Origin of the sequence: Pseudomonas oryzihabitans, assembly GCF_007665395.1 — a bacterium.
Taxonomy (GTDB): domain Bacteria; phylum Pseudomonadota; class Gammaproteobacteria; order Pseudomonadales; family Pseudomonadaceae; genus Chryseomonas; species Chryseomonas psychrotolerans_C.
In genome coordinates this window covers 305,581-322,747 of record NZ_VDND01000006.1, presented here as the reverse complement: position 1 = coordinate 322,747, position 17,167 = coordinate 305,581, and the positions used below count along the sequence as shown (strand labels likewise).

General features: G+C 67.1%; 14 protein-coding genes. 11 read left to right on the top strand and 3 right to left on the bottom strand.

Features of this window, described 5'->3' with window-relative positions; all coding sequences use genetic code 11:
• Positions 1-91: 91 nt before the first annotated feature.
• Together sfsA and FSV73_RS15165 are read right to left on the bottom strand one after the other, a co-directional pair.
• Positions 92-799 (bottom strand): DNA/RNA nuclease SfsA, encoded by a 708-nt coding sequence (sfsA, locus tag FSV73_RS15170; RefSeq protein WP_145008672.1) that lies wholly within the window; start codon positions 797-799, stop codon positions 92-94.
• Positions 796-1,971 carry a pyridoxal phosphate-dependent aminotransferase gene (locus FSV73_RS15165; protein WP_145008671.1) on the bottom strand — a complete coding sequence of 392 codons (1,176 nt, stop codon included), beginning with the start codon at positions 1,969-1,971 and terminating at the stop codon, positions 796-798. The genes sfsA and FSV73_RS15165 overlap by 4 nt, the downstream gene beginning before the upstream one ends.
• Before the next feature lie 303 nt (positions 1,972-2,274).
• Between FSV73_RS15165 and dksA the strand changes: the two genes are divergently transcribed.
• A complete protein-coding gene (dksA, locus tag FSV73_RS15160) occupies positions 2,275-2,718 on the top strand; it encodes an RNA polymerase-binding protein DksA (protein ID WP_145008670.1) in 444 nt (147 codons plus the stop codon).
• A 68-nt stretch (positions 2,719-2,786) separates the two neighbouring features.
• Positions 2,787-3,677, top strand: coding sequence for a tRNA glutamyl-Q(34) synthetase GluQRS (gene gluQRS, locus FSV73_RS15155; RefSeq protein WP_145008669.1), 891 nt, complete (start codon positions 2,787-2,789; stop codon positions 3,675-3,677).
• On the opposite strand, the gene FSV73_RS15150 is transcribed toward gluQRS, so the two are convergent.
• Entirely contained in the window at positions 3,674-4,090 is a 417-nt protein-coding gene (locus FSV73_RS15150) for a VOC family protein (protein ID WP_145008668.1), read from the bottom strand. The genes gluQRS and FSV73_RS15150 overlap by 4 nt on opposite strands.
• Before the next feature lie 103 nt (positions 4,091-4,193).
• Here FSV73_RS15150 and FSV73_RS15145 point away from each other — a divergent pair, with 103 nt between their 5' ends.
• The 9 genes from FSV73_RS15145 to acs all read left to right on the top strand — a co-directional run bounded on the left by FSV73_RS15145 (position 4,194) and on the right by acs (position 17,122).
• Complete coding sequence (locus FSV73_RS15145) at positions 4,194-4,370, top strand: hypothetical protein (protein ID WP_007159707.1); 177 nt, start codon at positions 4,194-4,196, stop codon at positions 4,368-4,370.
• On the top strand, positions 4,354-7,302 hold the full coding sequence (locus FSV73_RS15140; RefSeq protein ID WP_145008667.1) for a sensor histidine kinase: 2,949 nt from the start codon (positions 4,354-4,356) through the stop codon (positions 7,300-7,302). The genes FSV73_RS15145 and FSV73_RS15140 overlap by 17 nt, the downstream gene beginning before the upstream one ends.
• 115 nt (positions 7,303-7,417) lie before the next feature.
• The gene (locus FSV73_RS15135) at positions 7,418-8,833 is read left to right on the top strand and encodes a sigma-54-dependent transcriptional regulator (protein ID WP_145008666.1); all 1,416 of its coding nucleotides are present in this window, start codon (positions 7,418-7,420) and stop codon (positions 8,831-8,833) included.
• Between the two features lie 699 nt (positions 8,834-9,532).
• Positions 9,533-10,924, top strand: a complete 1,392-nt coding sequence (locus FSV73_RS15130) for a polynucleotide adenylyltransferase PcnB (protein ID WP_145008665.1) — start codon at positions 9,533-9,535, stop codon at positions 10,922-10,924.
• A complete protein-coding gene (gene folK / locus FSV73_RS15125) occupies positions 10,924-11,424 on the top strand; it encodes a 2-amino-4-hydroxy-6-hydroxymethyldihydropteridine diphosphokinase (protein WP_145008695.1) in 501 nt (166 codons plus the stop codon). The genes FSV73_RS15130 and folK overlap by 1 nt, the downstream gene beginning before the upstream one ends.
• A 128-nt stretch (positions 11,425-11,552) precedes the next feature.
• Complete coding sequence (gene panB / locus FSV73_RS15120) at positions 11,553-12,353, top strand: 3-methyl-2-oxobutanoate hydroxymethyltransferase (protein ID WP_145008664.1); 801 nt, start codon at positions 11,553-11,555, stop codon at positions 12,351-12,353.
• Entirely contained in the window at positions 12,350-13,207 is an 858-nt protein-coding gene (panC, locus tag FSV73_RS15115; RefSeq protein WP_145008663.1) for a pantoate--beta-alanine ligase, read from the top strand. Before panB ends, panC begins: the two co-directional genes overlap by 4 nt.
• A gap of 181 nt (positions 13,208-13,388) precedes the next feature.
• The gene (gene pgi, locus FSV73_RS15110) at positions 13,389-15,053 is read left to right on the top strand and encodes a glucose-6-phosphate isomerase (RefSeq protein WP_145008662.1); all 1,665 of its coding nucleotides are present in this window, start codon (positions 13,389-13,391) and stop codon (positions 15,051-15,053) included.
• 125 nt (positions 15,054-15,178) lie between these two features.
• On the top strand, positions 15,179-17,122 hold the full coding sequence (acs, locus tag FSV73_RS15105) for an acetate--CoA ligase (protein ID WP_145008661.1): 1,944 nt from the start codon (positions 15,179-15,181) through the stop codon (positions 17,120-17,122).
• Positions 17,123-17,167: the final 45 nt, after the last annotated feature.

Genomic DNA, 17,167 nt, shown 5'->3' with positions numbered 1-17,167 from the left:
GCGGGATCGCCGTTTGCGGCGATCGATGGGCGACAACCGCAAGCAAGGCGCCTGCCAGATCTTGTCCGGACGATCAGCTTTTTGTGACTGCTCAGTCAGCGAGGCGCAATGGTCGCTCCAACTGCAGACCCGTGGGCGAGAGCAGCGCGCCATAGGCCAGCACCTGTACGCCCTGGCGACGGGCCTCGCCCAGGGCCACCGCATAGGCGGCATCGATCTCCGCCGCCGGGCGTACCGCTTCCATGCCATCGAGCAGCACGCAATAGAGCAGCACGGCGCGCTGCCCCGCCGCCGCCAGCGCCGCCAATTCGCGCAGATGGCGGGCACCGCGGGCGGTCACGGTGTCGGGAAAGGCGGCGACGCCCGAGTCGGCGAAGCCCAGGGTGACGCTCTTCACCTCCAGGTACAGCGGTCCTTCCGAGTACTCCAGGCGGAAATCGGCGCGGCTGTTCTCCAGGCCGTAGGCCACCTCGCGGCGCAGGGCAGTGAAGCCGGCCAACTCCGGGATGGCACCGGCCAGCAGCGCCTCCTCCACCAGGCGGTTGGCCCGGGCGGTGTTGATGCAGGCCAGCCGCCCGTGGTCCGTCTCCACCAGCTCCCAGGTGCCGGGCAGCTTGCGCTTGGGGCCGCTGGCCCGGCTGAACCAGACGCGGGCGCCGGCCGGCTGGCAATGCAGCATGGAGCCGGTGTTGGGGCAGTGCAGGGTGAGCACCTCGCCACTGGCGGTCTCGATGTCGGCGAGAAAGCGTTTGTAGCGGCGCAGCAGGCGACCCTCTTCCAGCGGCGGATCGAATTTCACCGGGCGCTCCAGCGTTGCAGTCCCTGGGCGATCCGGGCGACCGCCTCCTCCAGGCGCGGCAGCGACTGGGTGTAGGCGAAGCGCACATGGGTAGTGGCGCGGTGGCGACCGAAATCCAGCCCCGGGGTGATGGCCACGTGCTCGGTCTCCAGCAGGAACTGGCAGAAGGCGTAGGCATCGCCGCCGAAGGCCGAGATGTCGGCATAGAGATAGAAGGCGCCCTGGGGCTCGACGGCGATCTCGAAGCCCAGCCCGCGCAGCGCCGGCAGCAGGTAGTCACGCCGACGGGCGAACTCGGCGCGGCGCTCCTCGAAGATGGCCATGGCCTCCGGGGTGAAGCAGGCCAGCGCGGCCTGCTGGGCGACGGTGGAGGCGCTGATGTAGAGATTCTGCGCCAGCTTTTCCAGCTCCGGCACGGCGGCGCGCGGCGCCACCAGCCAGCCGAGGCGCCAGCCGGTCATGCCGAAGTACTTGGAGAAGCTGTTGAGCACGAAGGCCGAGTCGTCCACCGCCAGTACGCTGGGGGCGTCCAGGCCATAGGTCAGGCCGTGGTAGATCTCGTCCACCACCAGATGGCCACCCCGCGCCTGGAGGCTGGCCGACAGGGCCGCGAGTTCGTCGCGGTCGAGCAGGGTGCCGGTCGGGTTGGCCGGCGAGGCCACCAGGGCGCCCACGCTCTCGGGCTGCCAATGCCGCTCGACCAGCTCGGGCGTGAGCTGGTAGCGGGTGTCGGCGCCGACCGGGATCAACTGGGCCGCGCCCTCCACCAGCCGCAGGAAGTGGCGATTGCAGGGGTAGCCGGGATCGGCCAGCAACCAGTGGCGCCCCGGATCGACCAGCAGGGCGCTGGCCAGCAGCAGGGCACCGGAACCGCCGGGGGTGATCAAGACCCGCTCCGGGTCCAGGTCGACGCCATAGCGCTCGCCATAAAAGGAGGCGATGGCGCGCCGCAGTTCCGGCAGGCCGCGCGCCGCGGTGTAGCGGGTCTGGCCCGCCGCCAGGGCGGCCTGGCCGGCGGCCACCACGGGGGCGGCGGTGGTGAAGTCGGGTTCGCCGATCTCCAGGTGGATGACGTCGTGCCCGGCGGCCTGGAGCTGGTTGGCGCGCTCCAGCAGGGCCATCACATGGAAGGGCTCGATGGCCTGGCTGCGCGCGCTGTAGGAATTGGACATGGACAGGGTCCGAACTTGTGGCGAAGGCGGGATTCTAACCAAGGCTTCGCAGGCCGGCATCCGCCGCGTCCGGCGGAGCACCGGCACGGAGCGGGAGGCCAGTAGTAGCGCCCCCCGGAAGCTTCTGGTAAGTTCGCCCGCTTGCATCCGCAGGGCGACTGGCCAGTCGAGAACATATTCAGCCTGGCGTCGGCATTGCGCGGGACGTCATCGGCAGCCACAGCCCCCGGGCGTTCCATCATGGAGAGGCCTGGAAACGCATCCAGCCTGTGGACAGGATCAGCGAAAGTGAGAGGGTCAATCATGCCCAGCGAAGCAAATCAGCAGAACAATCATCTGGCCCGTGGCTACGAACCCTACCAGCCTGCCAAGGGCGAGGAATACATGAGTGAGCGCATGCGCGCCCACTTCACCGCCATTCTGAACAAGTGGAAGCAGGAACTGCGCGAGGAAGTCGATCGCACCGTGCACCACATGAAGGAAGAAGCAGCCAACTTCGCCGATCCGGCCGATCGTGCCACCCAGGAAGAGGAATTCAGCCTGGAACTGCGCGCCCGCGACCGCGAGCGCAAGCTGATCAAGAAGATCGACGAGACGCTGCAGCTGATCGAAGACAACGAGTACGGCTGGTGCGACTCCTGCGGCGTGGAAATCGGTATCCGCCGCCTGGAAGCCCGTCCGACCGCCAGCCTGTGCATCGACTGCAAGACGCTGGCCGAGATCCGCGAAAAGCAGACCGGGACCTGAGTCCTCCTGCCTCTTCGACGAGGGCGCTGCGGCGCCCTTTGTTCTATCCGGCATTCACAGGATGAGCTATGTCCAGGCGCCCCTATGTCGGTCGTTTCGCCCCCACCCCCAGCGGCTATCTGCACTTCGGCTCGCTGCTCGCCGCCCTCGCCTCCTACCTGGACGCCCGCGCCGCGGGTGGTCGCTGGCTGGTGCGCATGGAAGACCTGGACCCACCGCGCGAGGTCCCCGGGGCCCAGGCCGCCATCCTCGCCACCCTGGAAGCCTATGGCTTCGAGTGGGACGGCCCGGTGCTGCGCCAGAGCGAACGCCTGGAGGCCTATCAGGCGATCATCCAGCAATGGCTGGCCAGCGGCCTGGCCTACGCCTGCGACTGCTCGCGCAAGCAGCTCGAAGGCAGTGGCGGTCTCTATCCTGGCTACTGCCGCAACCGGGGCCTGCCGGCCGCTGATGCCGCCATCCGCATCCGGGTCCCGGAGCTGGAATACCGCTTCGTCGACCGGGTACAGGGCGAATTCCGCCAGCACCTGGGCCGCGAGGAGGGTGATTTCGTCATCCAGCGACGCGACGGCCTGATCGCCTACCAACTCGCAGTGGTGATGGACGACGCTCTGCAGGGCATGACCGACGTGGTGCGCGGCGCCGACCTGCTGGACTCGACGCCGCGCCAGCTCTACCTGCAAGAATTGCTCGGCCATCCGGCGCCGCGCTATCTGCACGTGCCCCTGCTGATCCAGCCCGATGGCCACAAGCTGGGCAAGCGTTATCGCTCGCCGCCGCTGCCGCCGGAGCAGGCCGGCGCGCTGCTGGTGCGAGCGCTGCGTACCCTGGGCCAGCCGATCCACCAGGAGCTGGCCCAAGAGCCTCCAGCCAGCGTCCTCGACTGGGGCGTCGCCCACTGGGATGCCGGACTGATCCCGCGGCTGCTGCACCTGGCCGAGGCCCAGCTGCCTGACTAGTAGTTGGGCCACAACCCTGGCGTGGCCAACTCCAGCAGATGCCCATCCGGATCGCGGAAATACAGGCTGGTGGCGCCGCGCGGCCACTGGGTTCGCTCTTCGATGGCCACCCCGACGCCGGCCAGATGGGTCGCCCAGTCGTCCAGCTCGGCCGCCGTGATCGCCAGGGCCAGGTGCTGGCAGCCCCGGGCGCCATGGGCTGGAATGCTGCCGCCCGGCAGCCTCACCGGCTGTTCGGTAGTGCCTCGCTGGAACAGCAACAACACGCTGGTACCCAAGGCATAGGCGGCCAGACGCTCGTCGGCGAACATCGGCGCAAGGCCCAGCACCTCCTCGTAGAAGCGCCGCGCCCTGGCCAGGTCGGCGGCGTAGAGCGCGGTTTCCAGCACGGCGGCGAGTCTGGGCCTGGTCATCGGTGCTCTCCCACGACGAAGAAGCCTCCACGGTAGAGCGGGCATTAGCCGGGGTACACCGCTTTTGCATTACCATGGCGCCATCGCCGCTCGGGAACCGCGCATGTACATCTATCGGCTGGTCCTGCTCCTCGTGGTAGGCATCTATCTGTTCTCCCCCGCCATCATGGATTGGTGGATCGCCCCCAGCGGCGCCTGGTACCGCCCCTACCTGCTGTGGCTCATCCTCATCGTGGTGACCTTCATCCTGCAGAGCCAACGCGATGCCGACGAGCTTTAGCCTGTCCCACCTGGTGCTGATCAGCGCCGGCTACCTGCTGATCTTCTTCGGCGTCGCCTGGATGACCGAGAAGGGCTGGGTGCCGCGCCGGCTGGTGCGCCACCCGCTGATCTACACCCTGTCGCTGGGGGTCTACGCCAGTGCCTGGGCCTTCTATGGCACCGTGGGTCTGGCCTACGACTATGGCTATGGCTTCCTCGCCTACTACCTGGGGCTGTGCGGCGCCTTCCTGCTGGCGCCGGTACTGCTCTATCCGATCCTGCGGCTGACCCGCGCCTACCAGCTGGCGTCCCTGGCCGATCTCTTCGCCTTCCGTTTCCGCAGCACCTGGGCCGGGGCCCTCACCAGCCTGGGCATGCTGATCGCCGTGCTGCCGCTGCTGGCCCTGCAGATCCAGGCGGTGGCCACCAGCACCGGCATCCTGGTGCAGGCCCGCGCCCAGGACGCCCCGGCGCTGGGCTTCTGCCTGCTGATCACGCTGTTCGCCATGCTCTTCGGCGCGCGCCAGATCAACTCCAAGGAGCGCCATGAAGGCCTGGTGGTGGCCATTGCCTTCGAGTCCCTGGTCAAGCTGCTGGCCCTGGGCATCGTCGGCGGCGTCACCCTCTATACCGTGTTCGGCGGCCCCAATGGCCTGGAGACCTGGCTGCAGCAGAACCAGAGCGCCCTGTCCACCCTGCATACCCCGCTGCAGGAAGGCCCCTGGCGGATCCTGCTGCTGGTGTTCTTCGCCGCGGCCATCGTCACCCCGCACATGTACCACATGGCCTTCACCGAGAATCTCAGCCCGCAGGCGCTGGTCAGCGCCAGCTGGGGCCTGCCGCTGTTCCTGCTGCTGATCAGCCTGGCGGTGCCGCCGATCCTCTGGGGCGGCCTGGCGCTGGGTTCGCCGACGCCACCGGAATACTTCACCCTGGGCGTCGGCCTGGCGCTGGACAACCCGCTGCTGGCGCTGGTGGCCTTCGTCGGCGGCCTGTCGGCGGCCAGCGGCCTGATCATCGTGGTGACCATGGCGCTGTCCGGCATGCTGCTCAACCACATCGTGCTGCCGCTCTACCAGCCGCCCACCGATGGCAACATCTATCGCTGGCTGCGCATGACCCGGCGCATGCTGATCGCCGCCATCATCCTCGGCAGCTACGGTTTCTACCGGTTGCTGCAGGGCCATGGCGACCTTTCCAGCCTGGGCATCGTCTCCTTCGTCGCCACCGTGCAGTTCCTGCCCGGGGCGCTGTCGGTGCTCTATTGGCAGACCGCCAATCGCAAGGGGTTCATCGCCGGCCTGCTGTGTGGCCTGGGGCTATGGTTCCTGAGCATGCTGATGCCGCTGGTGGCGGACATCAACCCGCTGCAGCTCGGCGCCTTCGGCTATCGCATCAGCGCCAGCAACTGGCACCTCGCCGCCGTGGCCTCGCTCACCGTCAACGTGCTGGTGTTCGCCCTGGTGTCGCTGTTCACCGAGGCCAGCGAAGAAGAGAAGAGCGCCGCCGAAGCCTGCGCCGTGGACAACGTCCGCCGCCCGCAACGGCGCGAACTGGCCGCCAGCTCGCCCCAGGACTTCGCCGCCCAGTTGGCCAAGCCGCTGGGCGCCAAGACCGCGCAGAAGGAGGTCGAGCGCGCCCTGGCCGACCTGCTGCTGCCCTACGACGAGCGGCGCCCCTATGCCCTGCGCCGCCTGCGCGACCGGATCGAGGCCAACCTTTCCGGCCTGATGGGGCCACGGGTCGCCCAGGACATCGTCGAGACCTTCCTGCCGTTCAAGGCGGAGAGCGAGGCCTATGCCACCGAAGACATCCACTTCATCGAGAATCGCCTGGAAGACTACCAGTCGCGCCTGACCGGTCTCGCCGCCGAACTCGATGCCCTGCGCCGCTATCACCGGCAGACCCTGCAGGAACTGCCCATGGGCGTCTGCTCCCTGGCCCGCGACCGCGAGATCCTGATGTGGAATCGCGCCATGGAGGAGCTCACCGGCATCGACGGCGCGCGGGTGGTGGGTTCGCGCCTGAACGCCCTGCCCGATCCCTGGCAGGACCTGTTCGAGCGCTTCCTCGCCGAGCCGGCGCAGCAGCACCTCTACAAGCAGCGCCTGCCCCAGGAACACGAGCAGCGCTGGCTCAACCTGCACAAGGCGACCATCGACGAACCCCTGGCGGTGGGCAGCAACGGCACCGTGCTGGTGGTGGAAGACATCAGCGAGACCCAGTTGCTGGAAGACCGCCTGATCCACTCCGAGCGCCTGGCGTCCATCGGCCGGCTGGCCGCGGGCGTGGCCCACGAGATCGGCAACCCGGTCACCGGCATCGCCTGCCTGGCGCAGAACCTGCGCGAAGAGCGCGAGGCGGATGAAGAGATCGACGAGATCAGCAGCCAGATCATCGAGCAGACCCGGCGCATCACCCGCATCGTCCAGTCGCTGATGAGCTTCGCCCACGCCGGCGGCCGCCAGCAGGCCCACGAACCGGTATGCGTGGCCGAAGCCGCCCAGGAGGCCATCGCCCTGCTCTCGCTCAACCGCCAGAGCGTGGACGTCGACTTCTTCAACCTCTGCGATCCCGAGCACCTGGTGCAGGGCGATCCGCAGCGCTTGGTGCAGGTCATGATCAACCTGCTGTCCAACGCCCGCGACGCCTCGCCCGCCGGCGCGCCGATCCGGGTGCGCAGCGAAGCCCAGGGCCAGACGGTGACCTTAAGCGTCGAGGACGAAGGCAGCGGGATCCCCAAGGCCATCGTCAGTCGCCTGTTCGAACCCTTCTTCACCACCAAGGATCCGGGCAAGGGCACGGGGCTGGGCTTGGCTCTGGTCTATTCGATCGTAGAAGAGCATTATGGTCAGATAATGATCGATAGTCCTACCGACCCCGTGACCGGCCAGGGCACTCGCATTCGGGTGCTGCTGCCGCGCTATCTCGGGTTGCCGGAGGCGCCGTGACGGAGCCAGCCGCCTGCTGGATGGCTCTGCTAAAGCATTCGGAAGTCCAGACGACCGCGACAAGACACGCTGCCTGGCGTGGGTCGTGCTGCCTTCCCGTAAGAGAGCGCACTTGATGGCCCATATCCTGATTGTCGAAGACGAGAAGATCATCCGCTCGGCGTTGCGGCGCCTGCTGGAGCGCAACCAGTTTCGCGTCAGCGAAGCCGGCTCCGTCCAGGAAGCCCAGGATCTGTATGACGTGCCGAGCTTCGATCTCGTCATCAGCGATCTGCGCCTGCCCGGCGCCCCCGGCACCGAGATGATCGACCTGGCCAAGGGCAAGCCGGTGCTGATCATGACCAGCTACGCGAGTCTGAGATCGGCGGTCGACTCCATGAAGCAGGGAGCGGTGGACTACATCGCCAAGCCCTTTGATCACGACGAGATGCTGCAGGCCGTGGCACGCATCCTGGTGGAGCGCGAGCAACGTCCGAGCGCCGTGGCCGAGGAAAGCGTCGCCCCGCCGCCGGCTACCGGCGAGATCGGCATCATCGGCAACTGCGCGCCGATGCAGGACCTCTTCGGCAAGATCCGCAAGGTCGCGCCCACCGATTCCACCGTGCTCATCCAGGGCGAGTCGGGCACCGGCAAGGAATTGGTGGCGCGCGCGCTGCACAACCTGTCACGGCGGGCCAAGGCGCCGCTGATCTCGGTCAATTGCGCGGCCATTCCCGAGACGCTGATCGAGTCCGAGCTGTTCGGCCACGAGAAGGGCGCCTTCACCGGCGCCAGCGCCAGCCGTACCGGCCTGGTGGAAGCGGCCGACGGCGGCACCCTGTTTCTCGACGAGATCGGCGAATTGCCGCTGGAAGCCCAGGCGCGCCTCTTGCGCGTGCTGCAGGAAGGCGAGATCCGCCGGGTCGGCTCGGTGCAATCGCAAAAGGTCGATGTGCGCCTGATCGCCGCGACCCACCGGGATCTCAAGGGCCTGGCCAAGATCGGTCAGTTCCGCGAAGACCTCTTCTATCGGCTCAACGTCATCTCCCTGCGCCTGCCGGCCCTGCGCGAGCGCGGTGGCGACGTCATGGAGATCGCCCGGGTGTTCCTCGCCCGTCAGTCCGCGCGCATGAGTCGCCCAGGACTGAAGTTCGGCGCCGAAGCCGAGGCCGCCATCCGCCACTACAGCTGGCCGGGCAACGTGCGCGAGCTGGAGAACGCCATCGAGCGCTCGGTGATCCTCAGCGAAGGCCAGGAGATCAATGCCGACCAACTGGGCATCGACGTCGAGCTCGGTGAGCTGGAACTGGCCGACAGCTACCTGGATCCGCTCCCCGCCACCGGCCTGGGTAATGGCAATGGCGCCCATGAGCCCACCGAGGATCTGTCCCTGGAAGACTACTTCCAGCACTTCGTCCTCGAACACCAGGACCACATGACCGAGACCGAACTCGCCCGCAAGCTCGGCGTCAGCCGCAAGTGCCTGTGGGAACGCCGTCAACGCCTGGGCATCCCCCGTCGCAAGGCCAGCGCCAGCAGCGACGCCAGCTGAATCGATCCGGGGCGCGGAACCTCTTCACGCCCCGGAGGTAACACCCCCTCCCCCACCGCCACAGCCGTTGCAATGTGTTACCGCCGTAACAGGGAGCGGGTTCAGCGGTAACGAAATTGGCCCTGTAGCCCAGCAGCAAAAAGGCTACATTTTTCGCAAACCATTGAAATATAAGCACTTTTCAAAATTGGCACGGCACCTGCTTTATGTTCTGGCACAACAACAATAAAAACGTACCCACGCCATAACAAAAACAAGACGTAGCGACTCCAGCACAACAAGAACAAGCAGGCGGAGGCGTAGCTAACTGATCATTTTGGAGAAGAGTCGTCTCGCGGGATGTTTCGCGCGATGCCAGGACAGAGAACAACAAAACTGCCCCGAGGCAGCACCCGTACCAGGCAGAGCAGGAATGATCCTGACGGCATCAGCTTCCAAAGTAATCCGTTTGCTCTTGGCTCTAGACTTCAGAGCCTTTCCGGCGGCCGGTAACCGCACGGAACAGACCACACAAGAAAAACAAGAGGTCTGGATACACAATAAAAACAAAGCACGTACCACTTTGGGGGGGAGCTTCGGCTCCCCCAGTGCCTTTGACAGCCTCCCCTCCCTCGTTCAAGATCCCCTCCTTATCTATTGCGCAATGGCCCAGGCTATGGTCCAGACTGCGTATAGCCGTCTTCCCGAACAGAAACTCGCATGCTGAAGAAGCTGATCCAGACCCTGCGCTCGCCCCTGCGGCGTCCTGCGCCCGCGCCCACCTTGCCCATCGAACTGCCCCGCAGTCAGCATGCTCTGGAACGAGAGCGCATCAGCCGCCACGCCCTGAGCGTCGTCGACCGGCTGGAAAAGGCGGGCTATCAGGCCTACCTGGTAGGCGGTTGCGTGCGAGACCTGCTGCTGGGCCTCGAACCCAAGGATTTCGACGTGGCCACCAGCGCCACGCCCGAACAGGTCCGCGCCGAATTCCGCAATGCCCGGGTCATCGGGCGGCGCTTCAAGCTGGTCCATGTGCATTTCGGCCGCGAGATCATCGAGGTCGCGACCTTCCGTGCCAACCATCCCACCGGGGAGGCCGAGGACGAATCCCAGGGCTCGCGCCATGAAAGCGGGCGGATCCTGCGCGACAACATCTATGGCAACCAGGAACAGGATGCCCAGCGGCGCGACTTCACCATCAACGCCCTCTACTACGATGCCAGCGGCGAACGCATCCTCGACTACGCCAATGGCACCCAGGACATCCGCCTGCGGCAGATCCGCCTGATCGGCGATCCCGAGCAACGCTACCTGGAAGACCCGGTGCGGATGCTGCGTGCGGTGCGCTTCGCAGCGAAGCTGGACTTCCAGATCGAGGCGGCCACCGCCGAGCCCATCAGTCGCCTGGCCCCGCTGCTGCGCGATATCCCGGCGTCGCGGCTGTTCGACGAGGTCATCAAGCTGCTGCTCGGCGGCAAGGCCGAGCGCACCTTCGAGCTGCTCTGCCAGTACGGCCTGTTCGCGCCGCTCTTCCCCGCCAGTGGCGAGGCCCTCGAGCGGGATCCCGAATACGCCGGTACCCTGATCCGCCAGGCGCTGGCCAACACCGATGCGCGCATCCGCGAAGGCAAGCCCGTCACCCCGGCCTTCCTCTTCGCCGCCCTGCTGTGGCCCGCATTGCCCGAGCGCGTCCGCCATCACCAGGACCTCGGCCTGCCGCCGATTCCGGCCATGCAGGAGGCCGCCCACGAACTGACCCAGCAACAGTGCCAGCGCACGGCCGTGCCCAAGCGTTTCACCATGCCCATGCGTGAGATCTGGGACATGCAGGAACGCCTGCCCCGCCGCCAGGGCCGCCGCGCCGACCAGCTGCTGGAAAATCCGCGCTTCCGCGCCGGCTACGACTTCCTGCTGCTGCGCGAGAGCGCGGGCGAGGAGACCGGCGGACTGGGCGAATGGTGGACGCGCTACCAGGAAGTCGGCGACAGCCAGCGCCGCGAGATGATCAAGAACCTCAGCCGCGACGAGGGCGCACCGGCCAAGCGCCGCCGCCGCGGCGGCAGCAATCGCAAGCGGCGCACCTCGGATGCGCCCACCTCCGGCGACGAATGATGGAGCGGGTCTATCTCGGCCTGGGCAGCAACCTGGCCGAGCCGCGGCAGCAACTCGAAGCGGCCCTGCAGGCCCTGGCCGAGGTGGCTGACAGCCACCTGGTCGCGGTCTCGTCCTTCTACGCCAGCGATCCCCTTGGCCCGCCCGACCAGCCGCGCTACGTCAATGCCGTGGCCGCCCTGGACACTCGTCTGGCGCCCCTGGCCCTGCTCGACGCCACCCAGGCCATCGAACAGCAGCAGGGCCGGGTGCGCAAGGACGAGCGCTGGGGGCCCCGCACCCTCGACATCGACATCCTGCTGTTCGGCGCGCGACTGATCGACGAACCGCGCCTGCAGGTCCCCCACTATCACCTGCAGGCGCGGGCCTTCGTGCTCTATCCGCTGGCCGATCTCGCGCCCGAGCTGCAGCTGCCCGATGGCCGCCGGCTGCCCGACCTGCTGGCCGCCTGCCCTTTCGCGGGCCTGGAACGCCTGGCACCCCTGTTACCCAGCCGGTAACACGGCGGTAACAACGGTCATTGACTTGTGCCGGATGCGCCGGGACTATAGCAGCCGTTTTCGCGCGGCCATCCCGCGCCCGCGGCGCCCAGACAATAACCATAGCGCCGTCCCATGAGGACCTTTGCATGCCTGATATCAGCCTCACGACCCTTCAGGGCCTCAAGCAGCGCGGCGAGAAGATCGCCATGCTGACCGCCTACGATGCCACCTTCGCCCAGGCCGCCAGCCAGGCCGGCGTCGAGATGCTGCTCATCGGCGATTCGCTGGGCATGGTGCTGCAGGGCCACGACAGCACCCTGCCGGTGACCCTGGACGACATGGTCTACCACACCGCCTGCGTCAAACGCGGCCACGCCGGGGCCTTCATCGTCGCCGACCTGTCGTTCATGACCTACGCCACCCTGGAACAGACCCTGACCAGCGCCGGCCGGCTGATGCAGGCCGGTGCCCAGATGGTCAAGCTCGAGGGCGACGCCTGGCTGGCCGAACCAATACGGCGCCTGGCCGCCAATGGCGTGCCGGTCTGCGCCCACCTGGGCCTGACGCCCCAGTCGGTCAACGTCTTCGGCGGCTTCAAGGTGCAGGGGCGCGATCCGCAGCGCGCCCAGCAGCTGCGCGACGCAGCCAAGGAACTGGAAGCCGCGGGCGCCGCCATGCTGCTGCTCGAATGCGTGCCCTCAGCGCTGGCGGAGGAGATCACCCGGGCCGCCCGGGTGCCGGTGATCGGCATCGGCGCCGGGGCCGCCACCGATGGCCAGGTGCTGGTGCTGCACGACATGCTCGGCCTGGCGCTGCGCGGCCGCACGCCCAAGTTCGTGCGCAACTTCATGGCCGGCCAGGACAGCATCCAGGCGGCCCTTTCCGCCTACGTCGCCGCCGTCAAGGATGGCAGCTTCCCCGCCCCCGAACATGGATTCTCCGCATGAAGACGGTCCATAGCGTCCGCGAACTGCGCGTCGCCGTTGCCGCGGCGCGCCGCCAGGGCCTGCGCATCGGCCTGGTACCCACCATGGGCAACCTGCACGCCGGGCATATCGCCCTGGTCGAAACCGCCCGCCGCCACGCCGACTTCGTGGTGGCGAGCATCTTCGTCAATCCGCTGCAATTCGGTCCCACCGAGGATCTGGCCACCTATCCACGGACCCTCGCGGAAGACAGTCGCCAACTGCACGAGGCCCACTGCGACCTGCTGTTCGCCCCGGCGGTGCAGGAGATGTATCCGCAGGGCATGGACGGCTTGACCCGGGTGAACGTACCCCTGGTGTCCGAGGGCCTCTGTGGCGCCCGGCGCCCGGGCCATTTCGAGGGCGTGGCGACGGTGGTCACCAAGCTGTTCCAGATGGCCCAGCCGGACGTGGCGGTGTTCGGCGAGAAGGACTACCAGCAGCTGGCGGTGATCCGCAAGCTGGTCCAGGACCTGGACATGCCCATCGAGATCGTCGCCCAGCCGACGGTAAGGGCCACCGACGGCCTGGCGCTGTCGTCGCGCAACGGCTATCTCGACGACCGCGAGCGGGCCAGTGCGCCCTGCCTGTACGGCCTGCTCAGGCGTCTCGCCGACCAGCTGGCCGCCGGCGCGGCGGTCGAGCCGATCCTGGCCGCCGGTGTCGCGGAATTGCAAGATCAGGGGCTTAAGGTGGACTATCTGGAGCTGCGCCAACAGCTGAGCCTGCAACCGGCCGCACCGGACTCCACCGAGCTGGTCCTGCTGGTGGCGGCCTATCTCGGCCAGACCCGTTTGATCGACAACCTGAGCTTTCGCCGCAGGCCCCGAGTGTGATGCAACCGCCGGTTAGCTCATCCAAGCCCGCCCACACCCTGGAAGCCCGGAACATACCGGGCTTTTTCATGCTCGAAGCGCATCGCCGTGCCGGGCGTCTCGCGGCCGCCGACTTTCTCTTGCAAGCCACCGGCTTGTGGGGCACAACAGCAAACAAGAGCCACCAAGGAAAAGCCTACCCATGGAGTACTTCCAACAGCCCCTCGATGTGACCCAGCTCGCCTCCTGGAAAGCGTTGCAGGATCACCGCAAGGCCATGCAGAACTTCCGCATGCGCGATGCCTTCGCCGCCGATCCGCAGCGTTTCAAGCGCTTTTCCCTGAGCAGCAGCGGTCTGTTCCTCGACTACTCCAAGAACCTCATCACCGAGCAGACCCGCGAGCTGCTGGTGAACCTGGCCCGTGAAGCGGGTCTGGAAGGGGCCATCCGCACCCTGTTCGACGGCGCCTACGTCAACTCGTCCGAGCACCGCCCCGCGCTGCATACCGCGCTGCGTCGTCCGGTGGGTGACAGTGTGCAGATCGATGGCCAGGACATCATGCCCGAGGTGCATCGGGTCCTGAACCAGATGACCGAGCTGGTCACCCGCATCCACAATGGCCTGTGGCGCGGCTACACCGAGAAGCCCATCACCGACGTGGTGAACATCGGCATCGGTGGCTCCTTCCTCGGTCCGCAACTGGTGTCCGAGGCGCTGGTCCCCTTCACCCAGCGCGGCGTGCGTTGCCACTACCTGGCCAACATCGACGGCAGCGAATTCCGCGAGGTCACCTCCAAGCTGGCCGCCGACACCACCCTGTTCATCGTCTCCTCCAAGTCCTTCGGTACCCTGGAAACGCTGAAGAACGCCCAGGCCGCCCGCGCCTGGTGCCTGGCCCAGGGCTGCCCCGAGCCGGAGCTGCACAAGCACTTCATCGCGGTCTCGAGCAACGTCAAGGTGGCGGTGGAATTCGGCATCGCCGAAGAGAACATCTTCCCCATGTGGGACTGGGTCGGCGGCCGCTATTCGCTGTGGTCGGCCATCGGCCTGCCCATCGCCCTGGCCATCGGCATGTCCAACTTCAAGGACCTGCTGGCCGGCGCCTACGCCATGGACCAGCACTTCACCAGCGCCCCCTTCGAGGAGAACATGCCGGTGCTGCTGGGCCTGCTGGGGGTCTGGTACGGCAACTTCTGGGGCGCCACCAGCCACGCCATCCTGCCCTACGACCACCACCTGCGTAACTTCGTGAAGCACCTGCAGCAGCTGGACATGGAATCCAACGGCAAGAGCGTGCGCCAGGACGGCTCGCCGGTGAGCATGGAGACCGGCCCGGTGATCTGGGGTGGCGTCGGCTGCAACGGTCAGCACGCCTACCACCAGTTGCTGCACCAGGGCACCCAGCTGATCCCCGGCGACTTCATCGTCCCGGTGGTGAGCCACAACCCGGTGGCCGATCACCAGCAATGGCTGTATGCCAACTGCCTGTCGCAGAGCCAGGCGCTGATGCTGGGCAAAACCCGCGAAGAAGCCGAGACCGAGCTGCGCGAGAAGGGCCTGGGCGAGGCCGAGATCGCCAAGCTGGCGCCGCACAAGGTGATCCCGGGCAATCGTCCGAGCAACACCCTGGTGCTGGAACGCATCTCGCCGCGGCGCCTGGGGGCACTGGTGGCTCTGTACGAGCACAAGGTGTTCGTGCAGAGCGTCATCTGGGGCATCAACTGCTTCGACCAGTGGGGCGTCGAGCTGGGCAAGGAGCTGGGCAAGGACGTCTACCAGCACATCATCGGGCGCAGCGAAGGCAAGGCCGACGATGGCTCCACCCAGGGCCTGATCGATTACTTCCGCGGTCGTCACCGCGGCTGATCGCCCTCGCTGTCAGCGAAAAGCGCCGCCATGCGGCGCTTTTTTCGTTTTAGGGTCTGGCTGAACCCCGCCTCGCATTCCGCGGCCTAAACTAGGAGCACAACAACACCAAGAAGGAGCCGGCCATGAGCCAACGCTACCCCGTGCCTGAGCGCCTGAGCGCCCGAACCCATCTGGACGAAGCCCGTTACCGCGAACTCTACCAGCGCTCGGTGGAGCAGCCGGAGCGCTTCTGGAGCGAACAGGCCAGCGCCCTGCTCGACTGGTTCCGCACCTGGGACGAGGTCCATAGCGGTGACCTGCGCCAGGGCCGTACCCGCTGGTTCAGCGGCGGCCAGCTCAACGTCGCCTACAACTGCATCGATCGCCACCTGGGTGCTCGCGGCGACCAGACCGCCATCCTCTGGGAGGGCGACGATCCGGCCGACAGCCAGGCCATCACCTATCGCCAGTTGCACGAACGCGTCTGCCGGCTGGCCAACGTGCTCAAGGATCGCGGCGTCAAAAAGGGCGACCGCGTCTGCCTCTACCTGCCGATGATCCCCGAGGCGGCCTACGCCATGCTGGCCTGTGCGCGCATCGGCGCGGTGCACTCGGTGGTGTTCGGTGGCTTCTCGCCGGGGGCGCTGCGCGATCGCATCCTCGACTCCGATTGCCGGGTGGTGATCACCGCCGACGAGGGCGTGCGCGGCGGCAAGCGTGTCCCGCTCAAGGCCAATGTCGACAAGGCGCTGGCCAAATGCCCGGACGTCCACACCGTGGTGCTGGTCGAGCGCACCGGCGCCGAGGTGGCCCGCCAGCCGGGTCGTGACCTTCCCTATGCCCAGGCGGTGGCCGAGGCAGCGGCCGATTGCCCGGCGGAACCCATGGACGCCGAGGACCCGCTGTTCATCCTCTACACCTCGGGCTCCACCGGCAAACCCAAGGGCGTGTTGCACACCACCGGGGGCTACCTGCTGGGCGCCACCCTGAGTTTCAAGTATCTGTTCGACTACCACGAAGGCCAGGTCTTCTGGTGCACCGCCGACGTCGGCTGGGTGACCGGCCACAGCTATATCGTCTACGGCCCGCTGGCCAATGGCGCCACCACCCTGATGTTCGAAGGGGTGCCGAGCTACCCGGATGCCAGTCGCCTGTGGCAGGTGGTGGACAAGCACCAGGTCAACATCTTCTACACCGCGCCGACCGCCCTGCGCGCCCTGATGCGCGAAGGCGACGGGCCGGTGCAGCGCACCTCGCGGCAGAGCCTGGAGCTGCTGGGCAGCGTCGGCGAGCCGATCAACCCGGAGGCCTGGGAGTGGTACCACCGGGTGGTGGGCGAGGGTCGCTGCCCCATCGTTGACACCTGGTGGCAGACCGAGACCGGCAGCATCCTCATCGCCCCGCCACCTGGCGCCCTGGCCCTGAAGCCTGGCTCGGCCACCCTGCCCTTCTTTGGTGTCCAGCCGGTGCTGCTCGACGAGCAGGGTCGGGAGATCGACGGCCCCGGCAGTGGCGTGCTGGCGATCAAGGCCAGCTGGCCGAGCCAGATCCGTACCGTGTACGGCGATCACCAGCGGCTGATCGACACCTACTTCAGCGCCTATCCGGGTTATTACTTCACCGGAGACGGTGCCCGGCGGGACGAGGACGGCTACTACTGGATCACCGGCCGCGTGGACGACGTGCTCAACGTCTCCGGCCATCGCATCGGCACCGCCGAGGTGGAGAGCGTACTCACCGAGCACCCGGACGTGGCCGAGGCAGCGGTGGTGGGCTGCCCCCATGAGGTCAAGGGCCAGGCGGTCTATGCCTTCGTTACTACCAAGGGAGGGGTGACGCCGAGCGATGAACTCAAGGCGCAGCTCCGCCAGCAGGTGGCCGACCAGATCGGCAGCTTCGCCAAGCCGGAATTCCTGCAGTGGGCCCCCGCCCTGCCCAAGACCCGCTCCGGCAAGATCATGAGACGCATCCTGCGCAAGATCGCCTGCGACGAGCTGGACAGTCTGGGCGATACCTCGACCCTGGCCGACCCTTCGGTGGTCGACAGCCTGATCGAGGCCCGCCTCAATCGCGCGACCGGGAGCTGAATCCAGCGCGAAAAAAAGCCCCGCTTGGCGGGGCTTTTTCGTACT